Below are 22,114 nucleotides of genomic sequence, written 5' to 3'. Positions count from 1 at the left end.
CGCTCAAGATGAAGATATGTCGGCGAAATTTCTTGTCGATGTTGAGCGGCGACACGCAATTTGGCGCAAGGTTGCGCCGTGTTTGTTGCCAGATAAGGCGATTGGTGGCTGGAGTTGGGGTTCGCCACGCTTGGCGCCTGCGGAAGGAGAGGAAAAGCGGGAGTTCGCGAACTTGGCGCCCTTCCTCTCCCTCCGGAGGGGGGAGAGGTGGCGCTGCGAAGCAGCGACGGAGTGGGGGAAGGCATTCGCCAACGCGCAGCCCCCGCATGTGAGCAAGAAAAGAAAGCTCAGGCAAAAACAATCACGCGGAAGCATTGGTTCGACGAGAAGTCGACCCCCACTCCGTCGAGCTTCGCTCGCCACCTCTCCCCCGATCGACGGGGGAGAGGAAGGGCGCCAAGATTGCCGAATCCGCGCTTCCCCGCCGATCATGCCATCGTCCTGAAGGACAGAAACCCGAACTGGAGGACGTTCACTCCCTCCCCGCATCATGCTAACCAGCCTTCATGACACAGAAGAAAGCATTCGAGGTCGATTCCTGGCTCGCGAAGCCCGATCCACGCATCTCGATCGTCCTGCTTTATGGCCCCGATCGCGGCCTTGTCTCGGAGCGGGCGAAAGCCTTCGCCGAAAAGACCGGCCTGCCGCTCGACGATCCGTTCTCCGTGGTCCGGCTCGAAGGTTCGGAGGTCGACCGTGACGGCGGCCGGCTGCTCGACGAGGCCCGCACCGTGCCGATGTTTTCCGATCGGCGGCTGCTGTGGGTGCGCAACGCCACCGGCCAGAAGGCGCTTGCCGACGATGTCAAGGCGCTGACGGCGGAGCCCGCGCGCGACGCCATCATCCTCATCGAGGCCGGCGATTTGAAGAAGGGCGTCGGGCTGCGCGCGGTGGTCGAGGGCGCCGACAACGCCATCGCCTTGCCCTGCTATGCCGACGAGGCCAGGGACATCGACACCGTCATCGACGACGAACTGCGCAAGGCGGGCATGTCGATGACGATGGAGGCCAGGCAGGCTCTGCGCCGCAATCTCGGCGGCGACCGGCTGGCCTCGCGTGGCGAAATCGAGAAACTGATCCTCTACGCCCACGGCCAGAAGGAGATTGGCCTGGACGAGGTGAGAGCCATGTCAGGCGACGTCTCGGGCGCCTCATTCGACGACGCCGTCGACGCTCTGCTCGAAGGCAAGATCGGCGACTTCGACACCGCCTTCACCCGCCATTGCCAGGGTGGCGGCGCGCCTTTCCTGGTGCTGTCCTCGGCGATGCGCCAGATACAGCAGATTCAGGTCATGCGCGGCCAGATGGAGTCCGGTGGTCGCAACGCCGCTTCCGTCGTTGCCGCCGCGCGTCCGCCGGTCTTTTTCTCGCGCCGCAAGCTGGTGGAGAAGACGCTGGAGCGCTGGAACAGCGAAGCGCTCGGCCGCGCGCTGACCCGGCTGCAATCGGCCGTTCTGCAGACGCGTCGGCGGCCGGACCTGTCGGTGGCGCTGGCAAGGCAGGCGCTGCTGGGGATTGCAATTGAGAGCGCTAGGCTGGCCCAGCGGTAGCAGCACGGGCGATCGTCGCAAAAGCGCGGCGGTAATCTCCGCCCTCGAGGGGGAGATGTCGCCAAAGGCGACAGAGGGGGTCGCCGCGCGTGGGGCGCTAACTCTCCATCTGCCGCAAGAGGCCGCGCCCCGTCGAACCGACCCCCTCTGGCCTCTGCCGGCCATCTCCCCCTCAAGGAGGGAGATTTTCGCCAATCGCCAACGCTGAGATGAGAAAGGGCCGGCAACTGCCGGCCCGCACGGTCCTCCGCAACAGATTAGCCGGCTAATACTCGGCTTCACGCCCTACCGCTCGGCCTTCAACCTACGGCAAACCTCATCCAGTTGCTCAAGGCTGCGATAAGCAACCCGCAGCACGCCGCCTTTGCCTTTGTGGTCGACAGACACGATCATGCCGAGCGTGTCTGTCAGCAGCTTTTCAAGGGCCAGCGTATCCGCATCCTTCTGTTCCGGACTTGGCGTGGGCCTGGCCTCTTTCGCGGCACTGCCAGCCGGCATCTGCGCCAGGGCTTCGGCCTGGCGCACGGACAGTCCTTCCTCGACGATGCGCTTGGCAAGGCCGGCCGGGTCCTCGGCCGTCACCAACGTGCGGGCGTGGCCAGCCGACAGCGCGCCGTCGACCAGCATGTCGCGGATCACGTCGGGCAGCTTCAACAATCTCAACGTGTTGGCGACATGGCTGCGGCTCTTGCCGATGACCTGGCCGAGATCGGCCTGGGTGTAGCCATGGTCGTCGATGAGCTGCTGGTAACCCTGCGCCTCCTCGACCGGATTGAGATCGGCGCGCTGGACGTTCTCGATGATCGCCAGTTCGAGCGCCGTGCGGTCGTTGACTTCGCGGATGATGACCGGGATGTCGGTCAGCCCGGCACGCTGCGCCGCGCGCCAGCGCCGCTCGCCGGCGATGAGTTCGTAGCGTCCCGCCTGCGTCGGCGACGGCCGCGCCACGACCGGCTGCACAACCCCATGCTCGCGGATCGACTGGGCGAGATCGGTGAGCTCGGCATCGCCAAAATGACGGCGTGGATTCTTCGGATTGGGGCTCAGGAACTCGATCGGTATCTTGCCGTCGGCGCTCATGCCGGGCTTTTCGGGTGCTGCCGGGCGATCGATCTCGCCGATCAGTGCCGCCAGTCCGCGCCCCAGTCTTTTCCTCGAGAGATCTTCGCTCATCTTCATTCCACGTCTATTTCAGGTCGTTTCGGCATCGAATCGGTTGCTGGCTGTGCATCCGAGGGAATCAGGCGGCGCGCAGTTTGCGCTCGCGGCGGATCACTTCCGAGGCCAGTTGCAGATAGGCCTGGCTGCCGGAGCATTTCAGGTCGTAGAGGATCGCCGGCTTGCCGTAGGAGGGCGCCTCCGACACCCGCACATTGCGCGGGATGATGGTTTCGTAGACCTTGTCGCCCATATGCTCTCGCACATCCTGCACCACCTGGTTGGCGAGATTGTTGCGGCCGTCATACATGGTCAGCACGATGCCCTGGATGGTGAGATCCGGATTGATGGAGCGGCGCACCTGCTCGACGGTTTCAAGCAGCTGGCTGAGGCCTTCCAGCGCGAAGAACTCGCATTGCAGCGGCACGAGAACGGAATCGGCTGCCGCCATCGAATTCAACGTCAAAAGATTGAGCGAGGGCGGGCAATCGATCAGCACGTAGCCGAAGCTGGCCGAACGGCCGGCCGCGGCGCGCAGAGCGTTGCGCAGCCGCAGCACCCGGTCCGGCGCAGAGGCGATCTCCATCTCGATGCCGAGCAGGTCGAGCGTCGAGGGCACGATCGACAGGCCGGGCACGGCGGTCGGAATGGCAGCGGCTTCCAGTTCCAGTTCGCCGGTCAGCACATCATAGGACGATACCGTCCGGTCCTTGCGGTCGATACCGAGGCCGGTGCTTGCATTGCCTTGCGGATCCAGGTCGACGATCAGCACTTTCTCGCCGATCGCCGCCAGCGCGGTGGCCAAATTGATGGCGGTGGTCGTCTTGCCGACACCGCCCTTCTGGTTGGCTACAGTGATGATTCGGGTCTTCATCATGGGTTTGTGCCAGAAATTCATTCTTTTGGGGTCGCCAAATGGTCTGATGGATCGAGATCAGACAGGTCTCAGATCGGACAGTTCAAGGATGACGCCACTGGCGTCGGTCACGCTTGGATGTTCTACCAGATCGAAGGTCCAGCGGTTAACGCTTTCTTGCACTTCGGCGCGATAATCCCGGCCTTTGTGGAACAGCGCGCGCGCGCCCCCTGTCAGCCAGGGCGCGGAAAGGTCGAGCAGGACCGAAAGCGGCGCCAGTGCGCGCGCCGTGACGATTTGCGGCTTCGAAACAAGCGCATGGCTGTCCTCGATGCGGCGCGCCACGACCCGCGCCGGCAGGCCGAACTGACCGATGACGGTCTGCAGGAACGAGGCCTTCTTGCGGTTGCTTTCCACCAGATCGATGCTGGCCGCCGGGCGCTCGGCGAGCAGAAAGGCCATCACAAGCCCGGGAAATCCACCACCGGAGCCGATGTCGACCCAATCCGTTGCCTTCGGCTCGATCCGTGCCAGCTGCGCGCTGTCCAGGATGTGGCGTCGCCAGACATCACCGGAGGTCGATTGCGCCACCAGATTGATGCTGCGGTTCCATTTCTGGAACATCTCCTCGAACGCCACCAGGCGATCGAATGTTTCACGTGAAACCGGGCCGGCGGCGTCCTGCAGGCTTTCGCGGGAGAAAGGGCTCACGCGACGTCCTTTTGCGCGGCCATCCGCGCGGATTCCCAATGGCGGACATGCGCGACGATGATCGCCAGCGCCGCCGGCGTCATGCCCTCCATGCGCTGCGCATCCGATATGGAGCGCGGCCGCCTCGCCTGCATTTTCTGCTTCAGCTCGTTGGACAGCCCGGGCACGCTGGCAAAATCGACGGCCTCCGGGATTAGCCGGCCTTCTTCATGGCGTATCTGCGCGACGTCCGTGCTCTGGCGATCGAGGTAGACCGAATATTTCGCTTCCGTTTCGAGACGTTCGGCGGTCTTGGCGTCGATGTCGAGGAATTTCGGGTCGACCCCGGCCAGCCAGCCAATATCGACACCGGGATAGGCCAGCAATTCGAAGCCGGAGCGGCGCACGCCGTCGCGATTGATCTCCAGGCCGTGCCGCGCCGCCTCGTTCGGCGTCATCATCAGCGAAAGCGCCAGCTGGCGCGCTTCGTCGAGCCGCCGCATGGCGTCGCCAAACCGCTGCATCCGCCGTGCCGAGGCGATCCCCAGGGTCTGTGCCAGCGGCGTCAACCGTTCATCGGCGTTGTCGGCGCGCAGCGACAGCCGGAATTCGGCCCGCGACGTGAACATCCGGTACGGCTCGCTGATGCCGCGGCTGGTCAAATCGTCGACCATTACGCCGATATAGGCCTGGGTGCGGCTGAGCACGACCTGTTTACCGCCCGTGGCGCGCCGGGCTGCGTTGAGGCCGGCAAGCAAGCCCTGCCCGGCGGCCTCTTCATAGCCGGTCGTGCCGTTGATCTGCCCGGCGAGAAAAAGTCCGGCGACGCGCTTGGTCTCGAGCGTCTGATGCAGTTCGCGCGGATCGACATGATCATATTCGATGGCGTAGCCGGGCTGCAACATGACCGCGCGCTCCAGCCCGGGAATGGTCTTGAGGATGTCGAGCTGAACGTCTTCCGGCAGCGACGTCGAAATGCCGTTGGGATAGACGGTGTGGTCGTCGAGCCCTTCCGGCTCGAGAAAGATCTGGTGGCCGTCCCGGTCGCCGAACTTGACGATCTTGTCCTCGATCGACGGGCAGTAACGCGGCCCGACCCCTTCGATCGAGCCTGAATACATGGCCGAGCGGCCAAGGTTGGCGCGGATCAGCTCATGCGTGGCCGTGGTCGTGCGCGTAATGCCGCAATCGATCTGCGGCGTCACGATACGGTCGGTCATCAGCGAGAATGGCACCGGATCGTCGTCCGCCGCCTGGCTTTCCAGCGAAGCCCAGTCGATGGTTCGCCCGTCCAGCCGCGGCGGCGTGCCGGTCTTGAGTCGCCCGAGCTTGAAGCCGGCGCGGTCCATTGTCGCCGATAAGCCCAAGCTGGCCCGCTCATTCATGCGCCCGGCGACGATCTTCTTTTCGCCGATGTGGATGAGCCCGCGCAGGAAGGTTCCCGTGGTCAAGACCACGGCGCCGCAGGCAAGCCGGCTGCCGTCCGCCAGGAGAACCGCGACGATTCTGCCATCGGAGATTTCGAGATCGAGAACTTCGCCCTCAACCACATCGAGATCGTTTTGCTCCCGAATCGCTTCCTGCATCGCCAGCCGGTACAATTTCCTGTCCGCCTGCGTACGGGGTCCGCGCACCGCCGGACCCTTGCGGCGATTGAGCAGACGAAACTGGATGCCGGCGGCATCCGCCACGCGGCCCATCAGCCCGTCCATGGCGTCGATCTCACGCACCAGATGTCCCTTGCCGAGCCCGCCAATCGCCGGGTTGCACGACATCACCCCGATCGTGTCGAAACGCAGGGTCACCAGGGCGGTCCTGGCGCCGGCGCGCGCGGCGGCACTGGCCGCCTCGCAGCCGGCATGGCCGCCGCCCACCACAACCACATCATAGTGATCGGTCATCTTATGCAGGTCCCGGACTCAAAGAAGATGAGCGACACATGTCCCCGCGAGGCGGCGCTGTCAAGAAAACTTCCTCCGTACGTTTCACGTGAAACAGCGAAGGCTCAACTTGACCGTGTTTCACGTGAGTCACGGCCCCTCGGATGTTTCACGTGAGTCAGCCCGAGATCCTGCCGGCGACCACGCGTGTTTCACGTGAGTCATTTGCCGATACAGAACTGGGAAAAGATCACATCGAGCAGGTCCTCGACGTCCACCGCGCCGACGATCCGCCCCAGGCGCTCCGCGGCCAGGCGCAGCTCTTCGGCGCGCAACTCCTGGGCAAGCCGATCATCGGCCGCGCTATGAAGATGACGCGTCGCGGCACCCAGCAACTCGACATGACGCAGCCTGGACGGCAAGACATCGCCGGTGTCACCGGCCGCCAGGGTGGCGCGACGCCCGATCTCCGCCAGCAATCCGTCGACGCCTCTCCCGTCGACCACCGATATGCAAAACTCGTAGCGTGCCGCCGCATCACGGGCCGCTTGGCCTTCAAGCAGGTCGAGCTTGGTGCCGACGCGCAATGCCGGCGCCGCCACGCTCAGCGGACCGGCGTCGCTGGGGTTGGCCGCGTCCTCAAGCAACAGCAGGAGATCGGCGCGATCCGCCTTGGCTCTCGCCTTCTCGATGCCGATCGCCTCGACCTTGCCAGCTGCATCCCGCAACCCGGCCGTGTCGGTGAGCCTGACACGCAACCCCTGGAGGTCCAGCACCACCTCCAGCAAATCACGGGTGGTGCCGGGCTCATCCGTTACTATAGCGGCATCGCGCCGCGCCAAGGCGTTGAACAGGCTGGACTTGCCGGCGTTGGGCGCGCCGAGGATGACGACCTCGAAGCCATCACGAATGATTTCGGCGGCGTGGAACCCGCGTATGTGAGCGTCGACCTCGCCGATCAACATCCTCACGTCGGACCAAACCGCCTCCGAAACGGAGCCCGGCACGTCATCCTCGTCGGCGAAGTCGATCTCGGCCTCGATCATGGCGCGCCCATGGATCAGGCGCCGACGCCAACCGAGGTAAAGCTCGCTTTGCGCGCCCTCGGCATTCTGGATGGCGAAGCGCCGCTGCGCTTCGGTCTCGGCGTTGACGAGGTCCGCCAGCGCCTCCGTCTCGACCAGGTCGACCTTGCCGTTGAGAAAGGCGCGGCGTGTGAATTCTCCGGGTTCTGCATGCCTGACGCCGTCGAATCCGGCGATCGTTTCCAGCATTCGGGCGACCACGGCGCGCCCGCCATGAACATGGAATTCAGCGACATCCTCGCCGGTGAAACTGGCCGGACCCGGGAAGAAGACAACCAGCCCGTTGTCGAGCACTGTCCCATCTGGCGCCCTGAATTTGCGCAGCGCCGCCATGCGTTCCTTAACCATGCCCCAAGCAATCGTTTCGACAACGAATCGAGTGTGCGGGCCTGAGATCCGCAGCACGGCGACCCCAGCCGGGAGCCGGCCGCTCGACAGCGCCACGATCGAATCACCTGAAATCATTTGCCCGCTCTACCGAACCGCCCTAGCTTCCGCCACATCATCCAACCCGAGCGCCGAAAGTTGGCCATTGTGACATTGCCCGCGCAAAACCTGCTTGCCGACGAGGCCAGCCCGTATCTGCAGCAGCACAGCGGCAATCCCGTGCATTGGCGGGGATGGTCGCCGGCGTCGCTCGATGAAGCAAAGGCGCTGGACAGGCCTATCCTGCTCTCCATCGGCTATGCCGCCTGCCATTGGTGCCATGTCATGGCCCATGAAAGCTTCGAGAACGACGACGTCGCCGCCGTCATGAACCGTCTGTTCGTCAATATCAAGGTCGACCGCGAGGAGCGGCCCGACATCGACCAGATTTACATGGCGGCGCTGTCCTCCATGGGCGAGCAGGGCGGCTGGCCGCTGACCATGTTCCTGACGCCCGACGGCAAACCGTTCTGGGGCGGCACCTATTTTCCGCGCGAGCCGCGCTACGGCCGTCCGGGATTCATCCAGGTGATGGAAGCGGTCGACAAGGCCTGGCGCGAGAAGCGGGCGAGCCTGAACCAGAGCGCCGACGGTCTGACCTCGCACGTCGAGGCGCGGCTTTCGGCCAGCCATTCCAAGGCGCCTCTTGATCGCGCTATGCTGTCCGATCTCGCCGGCCGCGTCAGTGGCATGATCGACCGCGATCACGGCGGCCTGAGCGGCGCACCGAAATTCCCGAATGCGCCGTTCATGCAAACGCTGTGGCTGTCCTGGCTGCGCGACGGCAATGCCGCGCATCGCGACGACGTGCTCACCAGCCTCGAACACATGCTGAGCGGCGGCATCTACGACCACATCGGCGGCGGGCTCAGCCGTTACTCGACGGACGCGGAATGGCTGGTGCCGCATTTCGAGAAGATGCTCTACGACAATGCGCAGCTCATGCGCTTCTGCAACTGGGCTCTCGCTGCGACTGGCAATGATTTGTTCCGGATACGAATCGAAGAAACGGTCGACTGGCTGCTGCGCGAAATGCGCGTCGATGGCGGCGCCTTTGCTGCCAGCCTCGATGCCGACAGCGATGGCGAGGAGGGGCTGTTCTACACCTGGAGCACGCAGGAAATCGAATACGTCCTTGGCGCCGATTCAGCGTTGTTTTTCAAGTACTTCATGCTTTCAAGCCCGTCTGGCTGGGAGGGCAGGCCGATTGTCCATCAGAGCCTCTCCCAGCAATCGCTGAGCATTGTCGAGCGCGAGCAGCTGGTCCCGCTCAAGGCAAGGCTTCTCGCTGCCCGGGAGGAACGCGTCAGGCCGGGCCTGGACGCGAAGATCCTTACCGACTGGAACGGCCTGATGATCGCGGCGCTCGCCGAAGCCGGCCGTTCGCTGGCACGCCATGACTGGATCGAGGCCGCCGCCGAGGCCTTTTCCCATATTTGCGCCGCCAGCCGGGACGATCGCTTGCCGCATTCCATGCTGGGCGCCAGGAAATTGTTTCCCGCTTTGTCGAGCGACTATGCCGCCATGACCAACGCCGCGATCTCCCTGTTCGAAGCGACGGGCGATTGGAGCTATGTCGACAAGGCGGGCCGATTTCTCGACCAGCTCGACCAGTGGCACGCCGACGCGGCGGGTGCCGGCTACTATTTGACCGCCTCCGACAGCACCGACGTACCGATCCGCATCAGGGGCGACGTCGACGAGGCCATTCCGTCGGCCACCAGCCAGATCATCGAGGCGCAGATCCGGTTCGCCTCGATTACCGGCAATCCCGATTTGCAGGAGAGGGCGTGGAAAACCGCCGAGCATGCCGCCGGTCGCGCCGCGCACCAGGCCTACGGCCAGGCGGGCATCGTCAATGCCTGCGCCGTTGCCATCGAGCCGCTGAAACTGGTCGTCGTCGACGGCCCGGAGCATAAAACGCTCGTTCCGGTCGCGAATCGAAATCCTGACCCGCGTCGCGTCGACATTGTCGTGCCGATCGGTGCGGCGGCGAATCGACCCTTGCTGCCCGGCGGCATCCTGCCCCCGACCAACCGGTGCGGCGCCTGGCTGTGCACCGGCCAGGTCTGCCTGCCGGTGGTTACCAATCCGGATGAGTTGGAAGGACTTTTGCGACGGACGTGATCGCCCGAAGGCGCGGCGACGCGGCGCAAATCCAGGACGAGGAGGGGCCAGAGGCCCCTCCGATTACGTGTTCATCGAATCGAAGAAATCGCTGTTGGTCTTGGTCTGCTTCAGCTTGTCGATCAGGAACTCGATCGCGTCGGTGGTTCCCATCGGCGCCAGGATGCGGCGCAGCACGAAGATCTTCTGCAGGTCCTGGCGCGACACAAGCAGGTCTTCCTTGCGGGTGCCGGACTTGAGAATGTCGATCGCCGGATAGATGCGCTTGTCGGCCACCTTGCGGTCGAGCTGGATTTCGCAGTTGCCGGTGCCCTTGAACTCTTCGAAGATGACTTCGTCCATGCGGCTGCCGGTGTCGATCAGCGCCGTGGCGATGATGGTCAGCGAGCCGCCTTCCTCGATGTTGCGGGCGGCGCCGAAGAAGCGCTTCGGGCGCTGCAGCGCGTTGGCGTCGACACCGCCGGTCAGCACCTTGCCCGAGGACGGCACGACGGTGTTGTAGGCGCGGCCGAGGCGGGTGATCGAATCCAGAAGGATCACGACATCACGGCCGTGCTCGACCAGGCGCTTGGCCTTCTCGATGACCATTTCGGCGACCTGGACGTGGCGCACCGCCGGCTCATCGAAGGTCGACGAGATCACTTCGCCCTTCACCGACCGCTGCATGTCGGTCACTTCCTCCGGGCGCTCGTCGATCAAAAGCACGATCAGATAGCATTCCGGATGATTGGCGGTGATCGAGTGCGCGATGTTCTGCAACAGCACCGTCTTGCCGGTGCGCGGCTGTGCGTTGATCAGGGCGCGCTGGCCCTTGCCGATCGGCGCCACCAGATCGATCACACGAGGCGATATGTCCTTGCTGGGCGGGTTGTCGACTTCCATCTTCAGCCGCGACGTCGGATAGAGCGGCGTCAGATTGTCGAAGTGGATCTTGTGACGGATCTTCTCGGGATCGTCGAAATTGATCGTGTTGACCTTGAGCAGCGCGAAATAGCGCTCGCCCTCCTTCGGGCTGCGGATCGGTCCTTCGACCGTGTCGCCGGTCTTCAGTGAAAAGCGCCGGATCTGCGACGGCGAGATATAGATATCGTCGGGACCTGGCAGGTAATTGGCATTGGCGGAGCGCAGGAAGCCGAAACCGTCCTGCAGCACCTCGACCACACCGTCACCGATGATTTCGATGTCCTGGGCGGCGAGCTTCTTCAGGATGGCGAACATCAGTTCCTGCTTGCGCATGACGCTGGCGTTCTCGACCTCGAGCGATTCGGCATAAGCGATCAGCTCTGGCGGTTTCTTGTTCTTGAACTCGGTGAGTTTCATTTCTTGCATTAGACGGACTCTGGGTAGGCTTTGGGGAAAAATCGGCGGGATGCGACAAATGCCGGGCGCGGCCGAAAGCAATGATGGGCGGCGCATGACGGGAAGGAAGACCCGTCTTGTATCGTCGGTCGGCTGAAAGAGCAAGCCGCCTTTTGAGCTGGCCTGGCAAACCCTCAGAAAGGCTTCACCACGACAAGGATCACGATTGCGATCATCAGCAATGTGGGGATCTCGTTGACGATCCGCCAGTGCCTTGCCGATCTTTCGTTGCGGTCCTCGGCGAATTTGCGCACCGCGGCGGCCAGATAGCCGTGAACGCCCGACAAGATCACCACCAGGCCGATCTTGGCATGAAGCCAGCCGCCCTGGAACGCAAAGATCTTCCAGGCCAGCCACAGCCCGAACACCCAGGTGAGGATCATCGCCGGATTGATGATGCCGCGCAGCAGACGCCGCTCCATCACCTTGAATGTCTCGGATTGAACCGAGCCCTTCTCGGCCTCGGCGTGATAGACGAACAGCCTCGGCAGATAAAGCATGCCGGCCATCCAGGAGATGACGGCGAGGATATGGATCGCCTTTGCCCAGGGATAGAAGCTCACCGGCGCGAGAAAAAACAAAAGCGCGGTGAGAACGACCAAGACAGCGATGCCAGCGACCATGCGCATCATCGCCTGGCTGGTGCTGTTGGTGTTGCCTGTGTCAGTCATCAGCGTGCAGCGCTCCGAACCTGTTTCACCATTGCCTCGACATGCGCCACCGGCGTCTCCGGCGTAATACCGTGGCCGAGGTTGAAGATCAGCGGCCCGTCCCCCAGCGCCTGAAGGATCGCGCCGACACCGTCGGCCAGCGCCTGGCCACCAGCCACGAGCCGCAACGGATCGAGATTGCCCTGGACGGCGCCTTGCCGCTGCAACGCCTTCGCGGCCTCGAGCGGCACCGTCCAGTCGATGCCCAGTCCCGTCACGCCGGTCTTGTCGCGATAGCCCTGGTATCGCGCTCCGGCACCCTTTGGAAAGCCGATGACAGGCACGCCGGGATGGACGGCCCGAACCTGGCTGACGATCTCGGCCACCGGCTCGATGCAGAACTGCTCGAACGAGGCGTCGTCAAGCACGCCCGACCAGGAATCGAATATCTGCACGACATCCGCGCCAGCCTCGATCTGTCGGATCAGATAGGAAGCCGAATGGTCGGCGAGCACTTTGAGCAACCGTCGAAGCGCTTCCGGTTCGCGGTAGCCGAACAGCCGCGCCGGCGCCTGGTCCGGGGTGCCGTGGCCGGCGATCATATAGGTCGCCACCGTCCAGGGCGCACCGCAGAAGCCGATCAGCGTCGTCTCGTCGGGCAATTTCGCCCGCAGCCGGCGAAGCGTCTCATAGACCGGTTCGAGATTCACGTGAAACATCTCGCTTCCCAAGTCCGCGATCTCAGCCGCCGAAATCGGTGTCAGCAGCGGTCCGCGCCCTTCCTCGAAGCGCACATCGCGGCCAAGCGCATGGGGAACGACAAGGATGTCCGAGAACACGATCGAAGCATCGAAGCCGAAGCGCTCGATCGGCTGCAGGGTCACTTCGACGGCAAGGTCGGGGTCATAGCACAGGTCCAGGAACGAGCCGGCACGCCTCCGCGTTTCACGGTATTCCGGCAGATAGCGCCCGGCCTGGCGCATCATCCAGAGCGGAGGAGGAAACACCGTCTTGCCCTTCAGCACATCCAGCATGATCCGTCTTGCAGGCATCGAGCGCTCGCCTCTCCCGGCTTCCCTTTAATCAAATATCTTATTTTAAAAGAGTCTTCTGATTCTAAGAGTCTGTTGGTTGTGGTGGTTGTCACCTGTCCCGCTTTGTCCGTCAAAACGCCAGCAAGCATATTGTCGCGCATTCATCATCGCGGCTTGCGGGGTTCTGGGGACAATCCGGAATCCCGCAGGGGAGTCAATGCGCTAGATCGACAGCCCTCGAGACCTGCCTGTGGATGGACAAAAGGTAAAATTCTCCGTCCACGGACTTGTCCCCAGCCGTCCGGCGAAGCTGACAGCACATCGAATTGTGGACAAACCGGCATCTGATACAGTCGCGCCTGACCGGCAGGCCCGCCTGTCAGGCCTTATCCACATCCGCCCACAGCCCCAGGTGACCCCTGTGAACAAACCCCAGAGCTTCTTTCATCTGCATCTGATTTCCGACGCCACGGGCGAAACGCTGCTCGCCGCCGGCCGCGCCGCTTCGGCCCAGTACAAGGATGCGCGCGCCATCGAACACATCTATCCGCTCATCCGCACCGAAAAGCAGATCGCCAAAGTGTTCGAGGATATCGAGGAGGAGCCGGGCATCATCCTCTACACGGTGGTCGACCAGAAGCTGGCGCGCGGCATCGACGAACGCTGCGCGGCCATGGGCCTTCCCTGCGTGTCGGTGCTGGAACCGGTGCTGACCGTCTTCCAGTCCTATCTGGGGACGCCAGCCGGCCGCCGCGTCGGCGCCCAGCATGTTCTCGACGCCGAATATTTCCGGCGCATCGATGCGCTCAACTTCACCATGGAACATGATGACGGCCAGCTGCCGGCCAATATGGACGATGCCGACATCGTGCTGATCGGCATATCGCGGACCTCGAAGACGCCGACCAGCATCTATCTGGCCAACCGCGGCATCAAGACCGCCAACATCCCGATCGTGCTCGGCGTGCCGGTGCCCGAGAGCCTGGTCAACGCGAGGACGCCGCTGGTCGTCGGGCTGATCGCCACCGCCGAGCGCATCTCCCATGTGCGCCAGAACCGCATCCTCGGCAATTCGAGCACCTATGTCGCGACCGACTACGTCGACCGCGCCGCCATCAACGAAGAGCTCGCCTATGCCCGCCAGATCTGTACGCGCCATGGCTGGCCGATGATCGACGTCAGCCGCCGCTCGATCGAGGAGACGGCGGCGGCCATCGTTGCCCTGCGGGGGAAGAACAGATAGATGAAAGCCAAGGAGCGGGTGAGCTTCGCTCCGCCGTTCAACGCCGCGAAGATCGAAGGTCACGGCATGGATCCTAGGATCTGCGCTGCGTCGCTTCGCTCCTTGCTCCGCCCTAGGATGACGAAGGGACGATTGTCTCGGCCAATCTAGAAGGTTTGCAATTTGCCGTTATTGGCATTCTGTGAGCAACGACATAACTGCCAGTCCAACAACATGGTGATTGGCCGCGAATCCTCCGCCCTCGTCATCCTAGGGCGGAGCAAGGAGCGAAGCGACGTTGCGGAGACCCTAGGATCCATGCCGTTTCAGTTGCCGTGGAGTGCAACGGTTCTCTGCTCGGGCCACAATCTCAACGACGGGTAATCTCGGGTGCAAAAATGACCGAAAAAATCATCCTCGCTTCCAGCAGTCCCTTCCGCAAGGCGATGCTTCTCAATGCCGGCGTCGACGTCGAGGCGGTTCCCGCCGATGTCGACGAGCGGACGATCGAGGCGCCTTTGCAGGGCAGTGGCGTTTCGCCGGAGGATGTCGCCCTCATCCTCGCCGAAGCCAAGGCCACCGAAGTCAGCGAGCGCAGGCCCGGCGCGCTGGTGCTTGGTTGCGACCAGACGCTGTCGCTCGGTGACGAACTGTTCCACAAGCCGGCCGACATGGAAGGCGCGCGCCGCCATCTCCTGGCGCTGTCGGGCAAGACCCATCAGCTTAACAGCGCCGCCGTGCTGGCGCGTGACGGCCAGGTGCTGTGGCGCCATGTCGGCATCGCCTCGATGACCATGCGCAAGCTCGACCCCGCCTTCATCGGCCGTCACCTCGCCCGGGTCGGCGCCAAGGCGCTGGCCAGCGTCGGCGCCTATCAGGTCGAAGGCGAAGGCATCCAGCTGTTCGAAAAGATCGAAGGCGACCATTTCACCATTGTCGGCCTGCCGCTGCTGCCGCTGCTGGCGGAGCTCCGCGCACTGGGTGCCATCGATGGCTGAAACCGCCAGGAAGGCCTTTGTCACCGGCCACCCGATAAAACATTCGCGCTCGCCGATGATCCACGGCCACTGGCTGGCCGAGCATGGCATTGACGGCAGCTACCGGGCGATCGACGTGCCGCCACGGGACTTCGCCGATTTCCTGGCAAATCTGCAGGCCAATGGCTATCGCGGCGGCAACGTCACCATCCCGCACAAGGAGGCGGCCTTTGCCCGGGTCGCGCGCCGCGACCATGCGGCGGACGAGATCGGCGCCGTCAACACGCTGTGGCTCGAGGACGGCACCTTGTGGGGCGGCAACACCGACGGCCATGGCTTTGCCGCCAATCTCGACGACCATGCCGCGGGCTGGGCGTCCAACGGCCCGGCCGTGGTGCTGGGTGCCGGCGGCGCCTCCCGCGCCGTCATCCACGCGCTGAAACAGCGCGGCCTCAAGGACATCCGCGTCGTCAACCGTACGCTCGCCCGGGCGATCGAGTTGCGCGACCGCTTCGGCGCCGGCGTCTCGGCGCACGAAGTGGCCGCCACCGCCGAACTGCTGCGCGACGCCGGGCTGCTGGTCAACACCACCGCGCTGGGCATGCTGGGCAATGAGGGCCTGCCCGCCGACCCGGCGCTCCTGCCCGACCACGCCGTGGTCAACGACATTGTTTATGTGCCGCTCGAAACCCCGCTGCTCGCCGCCGCGCGGGCACGGGGGCTGAAGACGGTCGACGGGCTCGGCATGCTGCTCAACCAGGCGGTGCCCGGCTTCGAGCGCTGGTTCGGCGTCAGGCCGAAGGTTACACCGGAACTTCGCGCGCTCGTCGTTGCCGACCTCGTGCCCAAATCCCTGGCGCCGCAACAATGATCGTGCTCGGCCTTACCGGCTCGATCGGCATGGGCAAGTCGACGACGGCCAGGATGTTCGCCGAGGCCGGCGTGCCGGTGCACGATTCCGACGAGACGGTGCACCGCCTCTATGCCGGCAAGGCGACCCCCCTGGTCGAAGCCGCCTTTCCCGGCACCACCACTGGCGGAAGCGTCGACCGCGCAAAACTCGGCCCCCGTGTGCTCGGCGATGCCGCGGCCTTGAAAAAGCTCGAGGCGATCGTCCACCCGCTGGTCCGCGCCGACGCCGACGCCTTCCTGGCCAGGCATCGTAACGCTGGCGAATCGATCGTCGTCCTCGACATCCCGCTGCTGTTCGAAACCGGCGGCCGTGGCCGCGTCGACAAGGTCGTCGTCGTCACCGCGCCAGCCGAAGTCCAGCGCGAACGCGTACTGGCACGGCCCGGCATGACGGAAGAAAAACTGGCGTCGATCCTGGCCAGGCAGGTGCCGGATGCGGAAAAGCGCAGGCTTGCCGATTTCGTCGTCGACACCGGCCAGGGGCTGGACGCCGCGCGGGCGCAGGTAGCGGCGATCATTGCCGAACTCAAGGGAGGTTCTGGCCGCTAACCCCTTCCCTTCTCCCTTGTGGAGAAGGTGGCCTCGCGAAGCGAGGTCGGAGAGGGGTGCTCCAGCTTGGCGAATCCGGTGCTCCGTAGCTCACCCCTCAACCGTCTCGGCGGGCGCTACGCGCCGATCCACCTTCTCCACAAGGGAGAAGGAAAAGAGGCATTGCCCATTGCCATTTTGTTCCGGTCTGTCGATTCTGCTCCCAAGGAGCGGCCTGATTCGATGCGTGAGATCATTTTCGATACGGAAACCACCGGCCTCGATTCGCGCGATGACCGCGTGATCGAGCTTGGCGGCGTCGAGCTGGTCAATCGTTTCCCGACCGGCAGGACCTTCCATTACTATATCAACCCTCAGGGGCGCGCGATCCATGCCGAGGCGCAGGCCGTGCACGGCATCAGCGCCGCCGATCTCGCGGGCAAGCCGAGCTTCGCCGAAATCGCAGAGGAATGGCTGAAGTTCACGGAAGGCGCCAAGCTGGTCGCCCACAATGCCACGTTCGACATCGGTTTCCTCAATGTCGAATTCGGCCGGCTCGGCCACCCACCCGTCGATAACGGGCTTGTCGTCGACACGCTGGCCCTGGCGCGCCGCAAACACCCGATGGGCCCCAATTCGCTCGACGCGCTGTGCCGGCGCTACGGCATCGACAATACGAAGCGCACCAAGCACGGCGCCCTGCTCGATTCCGAATTGCTGGCCGAGGTCTATATCGAGCTGATCGGCGGCAAGCAGGCCGCTCTCGTTCTCGACAGCACTGCCGGGGCCGCCAGGGGCGGCGAGAATGTCCGCCAGATCGAAATCATCGTCGCCGAGCGCCCTGCGCCGCTGCTGCCGCGCCTGACAGAAGCAGAGCGCGCGGCACACGCCGCCATGGTCGCCACGCTCGGCGAAAAGGCGCTGTGGCTGAAAGCCTTCCCCCAGGAAGTCGACCGGGCGCTGTCCTCATAGGCCCGTCCGGAGAAAAGCGCCCTCAGTAGGGCCACTCGCCCCTGCCCAGCGCGGCGACCGCCGCGATGATGCGCGCGAAGGCGTCCGCCGCGGCCGGCACCGTCGTGCGGGCGCGCAGGAAACTGTGCACGAGCCGGGGCTCCTCATGCCACCAGGCCTTGCCGCCGGCTTGCAGGATGCGGTCGCGATAGGCCTCGCCGTCCGACGACAGCGGATCGCACTCGGCGGTGACGATCACCGTGGGCGGCAGGCCGGAGAAGTCGGTGTCGCGCAACGGCGAGAAGGTCGGATCGTCTGGCGATTGCTTCCTGGCCGACCTGACGTCGCGGTAGAAGGCGACATCGCCTGTCGACAGCAGCGGCGCATCGGCGTGCTCGACATAGGAGCCCAGGGCCTCGTTGCCGCCGAGACCGGGATAGATCAGCACCTGGCCGATCGCGGCGCGCGGATGGTGACGCGCGGCTTGCGCCACCGCCGCCGCCAGATTGCCGCCGGCACTTTCGCCGCACAGCACGAGCGGCAGGTCGCTGCCTGCCGCGGCCCATTCGAAAGCCGCCAGCGCATCGTCGAAGGCGGCGGGGTGAAGGTGCTCCGGCGCCAGCCGGTAGTCCACCGACAGCACGTCGTAGCCGGTGCCGGCGCAGATTTCGGCGCAGATGTCGTCATGGCTTTCGAGCCCGCCGAGGATGAATCCGCCGCCGTGGAAGTAGAGCACCCTTGCACGCGGCGTCGCGCCGGCGAGCCGGTAGCGGCGGATGGGTATGTCATGTCTGGAAGCGGCGACCAGGGCTCTGGAAGCGGTGACCAGGGCGTCGACGGCCTTGACCCCGGGCGGACGGTCCTGGCGGAAGGCCCGGCACATGCGGTTGTAAACCGCGCGCTGCTTGTCGACCGGCAGGCCGGCGATCTCGGGCGGGTACCAGGCGTTGACGCTGTCGATATAGGCCCATAGCGCCGGGTCGAGCCATGGTCCATATTTGCCGCGGCTGTTCATCTCGATCCTGCGGGCACGTCAAAGCCCGGCATAAAGACGGGCGGCGTTTTCGAAGGTGAAGCGCAGGGGTACCGAGCCTTCGACCTGCCAGACGGTGACCGTCCCGCCGGCCAGCAGCCGGCAGGCGCCGTCGGTGTCGATGACGGCGCCGCCATAGAGCCGGTTGGCAAGGTTGAGGATGGCGGTCTGGTGCATGGCCGCGCTGCCGCTGCCGCAGGCATCCTTGACCAGCAGCACGCGAAAGCCCTTGCTCACGGCGTCCTTCACGGTGGCGTCGATGCAGGCCTCGGTCCAGACTCCGGCAACAACCAGCCATTCGATGCCGGAAGTCTTCAGCCGATCGGCCGCCGGTCCCGAGCGGAAGGCGCTGGCCTCGGCCTTGATCAGCAGCGCCTCGCCTTCGGCCGGCGCCACCTCATGGCAGATCTGGGTCAGCGGGTCGCTCTTGTCGGAAAAGGCCGATTTGCCATCTTCGCCGACCGGATGAAAGGGCCGGTTCTGGCTGTCCAGATCGACGATATAGGCCCAGTGATGGAGCGGCACATGGTTCTCGCGCGCCGCCGCCTGCAGGCGCTGGACGTTGGCGAGGATTTCTCCGTAGCCCTCGACAAGGTAGCGCGGGTCCTGCCGGTGCTCTTCCTGCAGGTCGATGAACACGGCAGCGACAGTGCGGTGCTTGATGGAGATGGGAGCCTTCATGCGTGGGGCTTTCCGGCTAACGCTGTTTCTCTCGGCCTGTTGGCGCAGGCTTGGACGATCGTCCGAAAAGGCCCCGCGACTTCGTCATTCCAGGGCGCAGCAGCCGCGGAGCGGCGTCGCGAAGACCCTGGAATCCATGCCGTGATCTTTGTCGAAGGGTACAGCGGAGCAGAATTCTGCTCAGTGGCGACACGTTGGAGTCGCGGCATGGATCCTAGGGTCTGCGCCGCGTCGCTTTGCTCCTTGCTCCGCCCTAGGATGACGAAGCGATGGGCGTTCGCGCCAGCCGTGAAGGCAACGTCACCTAGTGGAGCAGCGGAGGTCAAACCTCTTTCTCCAGGAACTCGTCCTCATAGGGAAAGCGCGACAGAAGCTCCGTGCCGGTGTCGGTGATCAGGATCTCGTCCTCCAGCTTGACGCCCTCGCGGCCGCCCTTCTCGCCAATATAGCTTTCCACGCTCACCACCATGCCTGGCACGATATGGCCGTCGCGGCCATAGGTCTCGTAATCCATGGCATGCGCGATGAACGGTGTCTCGCCATGCATGCCGACGCCGTGCATGACCGAGGTGTAGCGCTGGTCGACGAAGCGCTCCGGGATCTTCCAGGCCTTTTCGGCGATCTCGCGGAAGGCCATGCCGGGCTTCACGATCGATATGTTGTGCTGAACCTGGTCGTGCGCCATGCGGTAGAGCGACTTCTGGTAAGGCGTCGGCTTGCCTGGCCCGCAGCGGAAGGTGCGCGAGAAATCCGAATAATAGCCGTAGCAGCCGATCGTGTCGGTATCGAGCGCCAGCAATTCGCCGGGCCTGATCTTGCGGCCGCTGGCCTCGTTGAACCACGGATTGGTGCGCTGGCCCGAGGTGAGCAGCCGTGTCTCGATGAACTCGCCGCCCTGGCGGATGACCTCGCCATACATGAGGGCGAACAGCTCGTTTTCGGAAACGCCGGGCTTGATCGCCTCGCGCACGGCATAGACGGCGGCCTCGGCGCCGGCCATCGACACCTGCAGGCATTTCACTTCCTCCGGCGTCTTCACCGCGCGCACCGCGAGGATTTCACCCTGGCAGTCGCGAACCTCGCAGCCGCGTTTTTCCAGCGCCAGCGCCTGCAGATGGCTGCAGCGGTCGAGCCCGAGCTTCATCGAGCCGCCACCGTGCTTCTTCAGGAGCTCGGCGATCTCGTCGGCGAACGGGCCGGCGGTCTCGTCGTCGCGGCCGGACACGGACGACCAGACGAGCTTGGAAGGACGCGCCTCGTCGATCGTGTCGAGCACCATGGAGACATGGTAGCTCTGCGGATATTCGAACAGCACGATCGGCCCTTCGGTCGGAATGAAGAAATAACGGGTCGAGTTGCGCAGGAAATAGCCGAACATGTTGCGCGAGCCGGTGGCATAGCGCTGGTTGTAGGGGTCGAACAGCACGACACCGCCATAGCCGGCCTCGCGCATCCAGCCGCGTAGCTTCGCCAGCCGACCTTTTCGAAGCGCGTCGGCATCGATGAAGGACGGCTCGGTGTCGGAAAGCCACATGCCGCCGGCCGCATCGGCGGCCGCGGGGTGACGCATGCGGTCCTTGAAGTCGACGTCCTCGGTGCTGTCGGGGTCGAATACGACGATGCTCATGGGTACCTGACCTTGGATCGGTTGCAAGTCCAGACCATGGCGTAGGTGGGACGGAAGCATTGTGCGGAAAACCGCGTGTGTTGTGCGGGATGCCGCTCTGGAACGTATGGCGCTGCCCCTCACCCAGCCTCCGCTTCACTCGGCTGACCTCTCCCCGAGGGGGAGGAGACTACCAGCGCCGGCGCCAACCTCTTCTCCCCGCCGGGGAGAAGGTGGGCGCGTAGCGGCCGGATGAGGGGGCCTCGTAGAACGCGGCCCCTTAACGCCGCCGCGCCATCTTTGGCGCATGCCCGTGCTCCTCGCGAAAGGCGCGGGCAAAACTCGACATCGAGGCAAAGCCGCAGGCCAGCGCCACGTCGCGCACGGCGAGCGTCGAATGCGCCAGCAGATCGGCGGCGCGCTTCAGCCGGAGCCGCCGGTAGTAGCCGTTGGGCGAGATGCTGAGCTCCGTGCGGAAGCTCCGTTCGAGCTTGTCGGACGACACGCCGAGCTTCCGGGTCAGTTCCGCCATGCCGAGCCGTTCCTCCACCGCGTCCTCCATGATGGCGATGGCCGACAGCACCAATTCGTTCTGGACGCCGGTGCGCAGGCGCAACGGCATCAGCTTGCGGTCGACGCTCGATCGCAAGGGACTGTGCACGAACCATTCGGCGACGCCGGCGGCAAGCTCGGCGCCGTAATCGCGGGTGATGATCTCCAGCATCATGTCGAGGCTGCCGACGCCGCCGGCCGAAGTGAAACGCTTGCGGTCGATGACATAGAGATCGCGCCTGAGCTCGATGTTGGGGAAGGCCTCGGTGAAGGCGGCCTGGCTGGTCCAGTGCAAGGTGCAGGCATGGCCGTCGAGCAGGCCGGCCCGCGCCAGGAAGAAGGCCGCGTCCGCCACCGCGCCGATATGGGCGCCGGCGCGCAGGCTGCGGCGGATCCAGCTCGCCGCGTCCTCGGCCACGAGATGATCGGCGTCGCCGCCCGAGCAGACGACGATGCGGTCCACCTTGGGCGCTGCCTCGGCGTAAAAACCCGGCTGGATGACGACGCCGTTGGAAGCCTCGACCGTCCCTTCCGTCGCCCCGACGATGATCCATCGGTAGCATTCCCGCTTCGCCAAGACATTGACCGCGCGCAGAGGCTCGATGACGGAGCTGAACGCCATCATCGGAAAGCCGGGGAAGACCAGCACCGCGAAGGTGAGGGGTGCGTCCGTGGGTTTGGGTGGTTCGCGCGTCGCCATGGCGTCCGGGGCCGGGGGTTGGGGCGCTACAATTCGGGCAGATGAGGTTCAGGGTCAACCGGGACTGGAGTGTGATCACCGGGCGTCGGCGCCGCCCCTCATTGTCCTGCCGGACATTTCTCCCCGTATAGTGACGG

General features: G+C 64.5%; 19 protein-coding genes. 7 read left to right on the top strand and 12 right to left on the bottom strand.

Annotated elements, in window-relative coordinates; translation table 11 throughout:
- Positions 1 to 506 precede the first annotated feature (506 nt).
- Positions 507 to 1,550 (top strand): DNA polymerase III subunit delta, encoded by a 1,044-nt coding sequence (holA, locus tag LB556_RS14680; RefSeq protein WP_224568181.1) that lies wholly within the window; start codon positions 507 to 509, stop codon positions 1,548 to 1,550.
- A 285-nt stretch (positions 1,551 to 1,835) separates the two neighbouring features.
- Here holA and LB556_RS14675 read toward each other — a convergent pair whose 3' ends face one another.
- The 5 genes from LB556_RS14675 to mnmE all read right to left on the bottom strand — a co-directional run bounded on the left by LB556_RS14675 (position 1,836) and on the right by mnmE (position 7,684).
- Positions 1,836 to 2,723: a ParB/RepB/Spo0J family partition protein gene (locus LB556_RS14675; protein ID WP_224568180.1), complete on the bottom strand. Its 888-nt coding sequence runs from the start codon at positions 2,721 to 2,723 to the stop codon at positions 1,836 to 1,838.
- 67 nt (positions 2,724 to 2,790) lie between these two features.
- Complete coding sequence (locus LB556_RS14670; protein WP_224568179.1) at positions 2,791 to 3,585, bottom strand: ParA family protein; 795 nt, start codon at positions 3,583 to 3,585, stop codon at positions 2,791 to 2,793.
- 57 nt (positions 3,586 to 3,642) lie between these two features.
- The gene (rsmG, locus tag LB556_RS14665; protein ID WP_224568178.1) at positions 3,643 to 4,275 is read right to left on the bottom strand and encodes a 16S rRNA (guanine(527)-N(7))-methyltransferase RsmG; all 633 of its coding nucleotides are present in this window, start codon (positions 4,273 to 4,275) and stop codon (positions 3,643 to 3,645) included.
- On the bottom strand, positions 4,272 to 6,155 hold the full coding sequence (gene mnmG / locus LB556_RS14660) for a tRNA uridine-5-carboxymethylaminomethyl(34) synthesis enzyme MnmG (protein ID WP_224568176.1): 1,884 nt from the start codon (positions 6,153 to 6,155) through the stop codon (positions 4,272 to 4,274). Before mnmG ends, rsmG begins: the two co-directional genes overlap by 4 nt.
- A 200-nt stretch (positions 6,156 to 6,355) precedes the next feature.
- Positions 6,356 to 7,684 carry a tRNA uridine-5-carboxymethylaminomethyl(34) synthesis GTPase MnmE gene (mnmE, locus tag LB556_RS14655; protein ID WP_224568174.1) on the bottom strand — a complete coding sequence of 443 codons (1,329 nt, stop codon included), beginning with the start codon at positions 7,682 to 7,684 and terminating at the stop codon, positions 6,356 to 6,358.
- Between the two features lie 69 nt (positions 7,685 to 7,753).
- On the opposite strand from mnmE, the gene LB556_RS14650 reads away from it, so the two are divergent.
- The gene (locus tag LB556_RS14650) at positions 7,754 to 9,772 is read left to right on the top strand and encodes a thioredoxin domain-containing protein (protein WP_224568702.1); all 2,019 of its coding nucleotides are present in this window, start codon (positions 7,754 to 7,756) and stop codon (positions 9,770 to 9,772) included.
- A gap of 63 nt (positions 9,773 to 9,835) precedes the next feature.
- Here LB556_RS14650 and rho read toward each other — a convergent pair whose 3' ends face one another.
- From rho to hemE, 3 genes are all read right to left on the bottom strand, one after another.
- Entirely contained in the window at positions 9,836 to 11,101 is a 1,266-nt protein-coding gene (gene rho, locus LB556_RS14645) for a transcription termination factor Rho (protein ID WP_224568172.1), read from the bottom strand.
- 164 nt (positions 11,102 to 11,265) lie between these two features.
- The gene (gene hemJ, locus LB556_RS14640; protein ID WP_224568170.1) at positions 11,266 to 11,802 is read right to left on the bottom strand and encodes a protoporphyrinogen oxidase HemJ; all 537 of its coding nucleotides are present in this window, start codon (positions 11,800 to 11,802) and stop codon (positions 11,266 to 11,268) included.
- Positions 11,802 to 12,833 carry a uroporphyrinogen decarboxylase gene (gene hemE, locus LB556_RS14635; RefSeq protein ID WP_224568168.1) on the bottom strand — a complete coding sequence of 344 codons (1,032 nt, stop codon included), beginning with the start codon at positions 12,831 to 12,833 and terminating at the stop codon, positions 11,802 to 11,804. The genes hemJ and hemE overlap by 1 nt, the downstream gene beginning before the upstream one ends.
- Before the next feature lie 403 nt (positions 12,834 to 13,236).
- On the opposite strand from hemE, the gene LB556_RS14630 reads away from it, so the two are divergent.
- The 5 genes from LB556_RS14630 (at position 13,237) to dnaQ (ending at position 17,426) form a co-directional block, all read left to right on the top strand.
- Positions 13,237 to 14,058 carry a pyruvate, water dikinase regulatory protein gene (locus LB556_RS14630; RefSeq protein WP_224568166.1) on the top strand — a complete coding sequence of 274 codons (822 nt, stop codon included), beginning with the start codon at positions 13,237 to 13,239 and terminating at the stop codon, positions 14,056 to 14,058.
- A 377-nt stretch (positions 14,059 to 14,435) separates the two neighbouring features.
- Entirely contained in the window at positions 14,436 to 15,035 is a 600-nt protein-coding gene (locus tag LB556_RS14625; protein ID WP_224568164.1) for a Maf-like protein, read from the top strand.
- Entirely contained in the window at positions 15,028 to 15,885 is an 858-nt protein-coding gene (locus tag LB556_RS14620) for a shikimate dehydrogenase (RefSeq protein ID WP_224568163.1), read from the top strand. The genes LB556_RS14625 and LB556_RS14620 overlap by 8 nt, the downstream gene beginning before the upstream one ends.
- Positions 15,882 to 16,475 (top strand): dephospho-CoA kinase, encoded by a 594-nt coding sequence (gene coaE / locus LB556_RS14615; protein ID WP_224568160.1) that lies wholly within the window; start codon positions 15,882 to 15,884, stop codon positions 16,473 to 16,475. The genes LB556_RS14620 and coaE overlap by 4 nt, the downstream gene beginning before the upstream one ends.
- A gap of 222 nt (positions 16,476 to 16,697) precedes the next feature.
- Positions 16,698 to 17,426 (top strand): DNA polymerase III subunit epsilon, encoded by a 729-nt coding sequence (gene dnaQ, locus LB556_RS14610; RefSeq protein WP_224568158.1) that lies wholly within the window; start codon positions 16,698 to 16,700, stop codon positions 17,424 to 17,426.
- A 22-nt stretch (positions 17,427 to 17,448) separates the two neighbouring features.
- Here dnaQ and LB556_RS14605 read toward each other — a convergent pair whose 3' ends face one another.
- The 4 genes from LB556_RS14605 to LB556_RS14590 all read right to left on the bottom strand — a co-directional run bounded on the left by LB556_RS14605 (position 17,449) and on the right by LB556_RS14590 (position 21,977).
- On the bottom strand, positions 17,449 to 18,420 hold the full coding sequence (locus LB556_RS14605) for an alpha/beta hydrolase (RefSeq protein WP_224568156.1): 972 nt from the start codon (positions 18,418 to 18,420) through the stop codon (positions 17,449 to 17,451).
- Positions 18,421 to 18,438: 18 nt separating this feature from the next.
- Entirely contained in the window at positions 18,439 to 19,119 is a 681-nt protein-coding gene (locus LB556_RS14600) for an isochorismatase family protein (protein ID WP_224568154.1), read from the bottom strand.
- A gap of 322 nt (positions 19,120 to 19,441) precedes the next feature.
- Entirely contained in the window at positions 19,442 to 20,746 is a 1,305-nt protein-coding gene (locus LB556_RS14595; protein ID WP_224568152.1) for a M24 family metallopeptidase, read from the bottom strand.
- A 259-nt stretch (positions 20,747 to 21,005) separates the two neighbouring features.
- A complete protein-coding gene (locus LB556_RS14590; protein WP_224568151.1) occupies positions 21,006 to 21,977 on the bottom strand; it encodes a GlxA family transcriptional regulator in 972 nt (323 codons plus the stop codon).
- Positions 21,978 to 22,114: the final 137 nt, after the last annotated feature.

It is taken from the genome of Mesorhizobium sp. ES1-4 (assembly GCF_020164745.1).
Taxonomy (GTDB): domain Bacteria; phylum Pseudomonadota; class Alphaproteobacteria; order Rhizobiales; family Rhizobiaceae; genus Mesorhizobium.
This window is presented reverse-complemented; position numbering and strand designations above follow the sequence as displayed.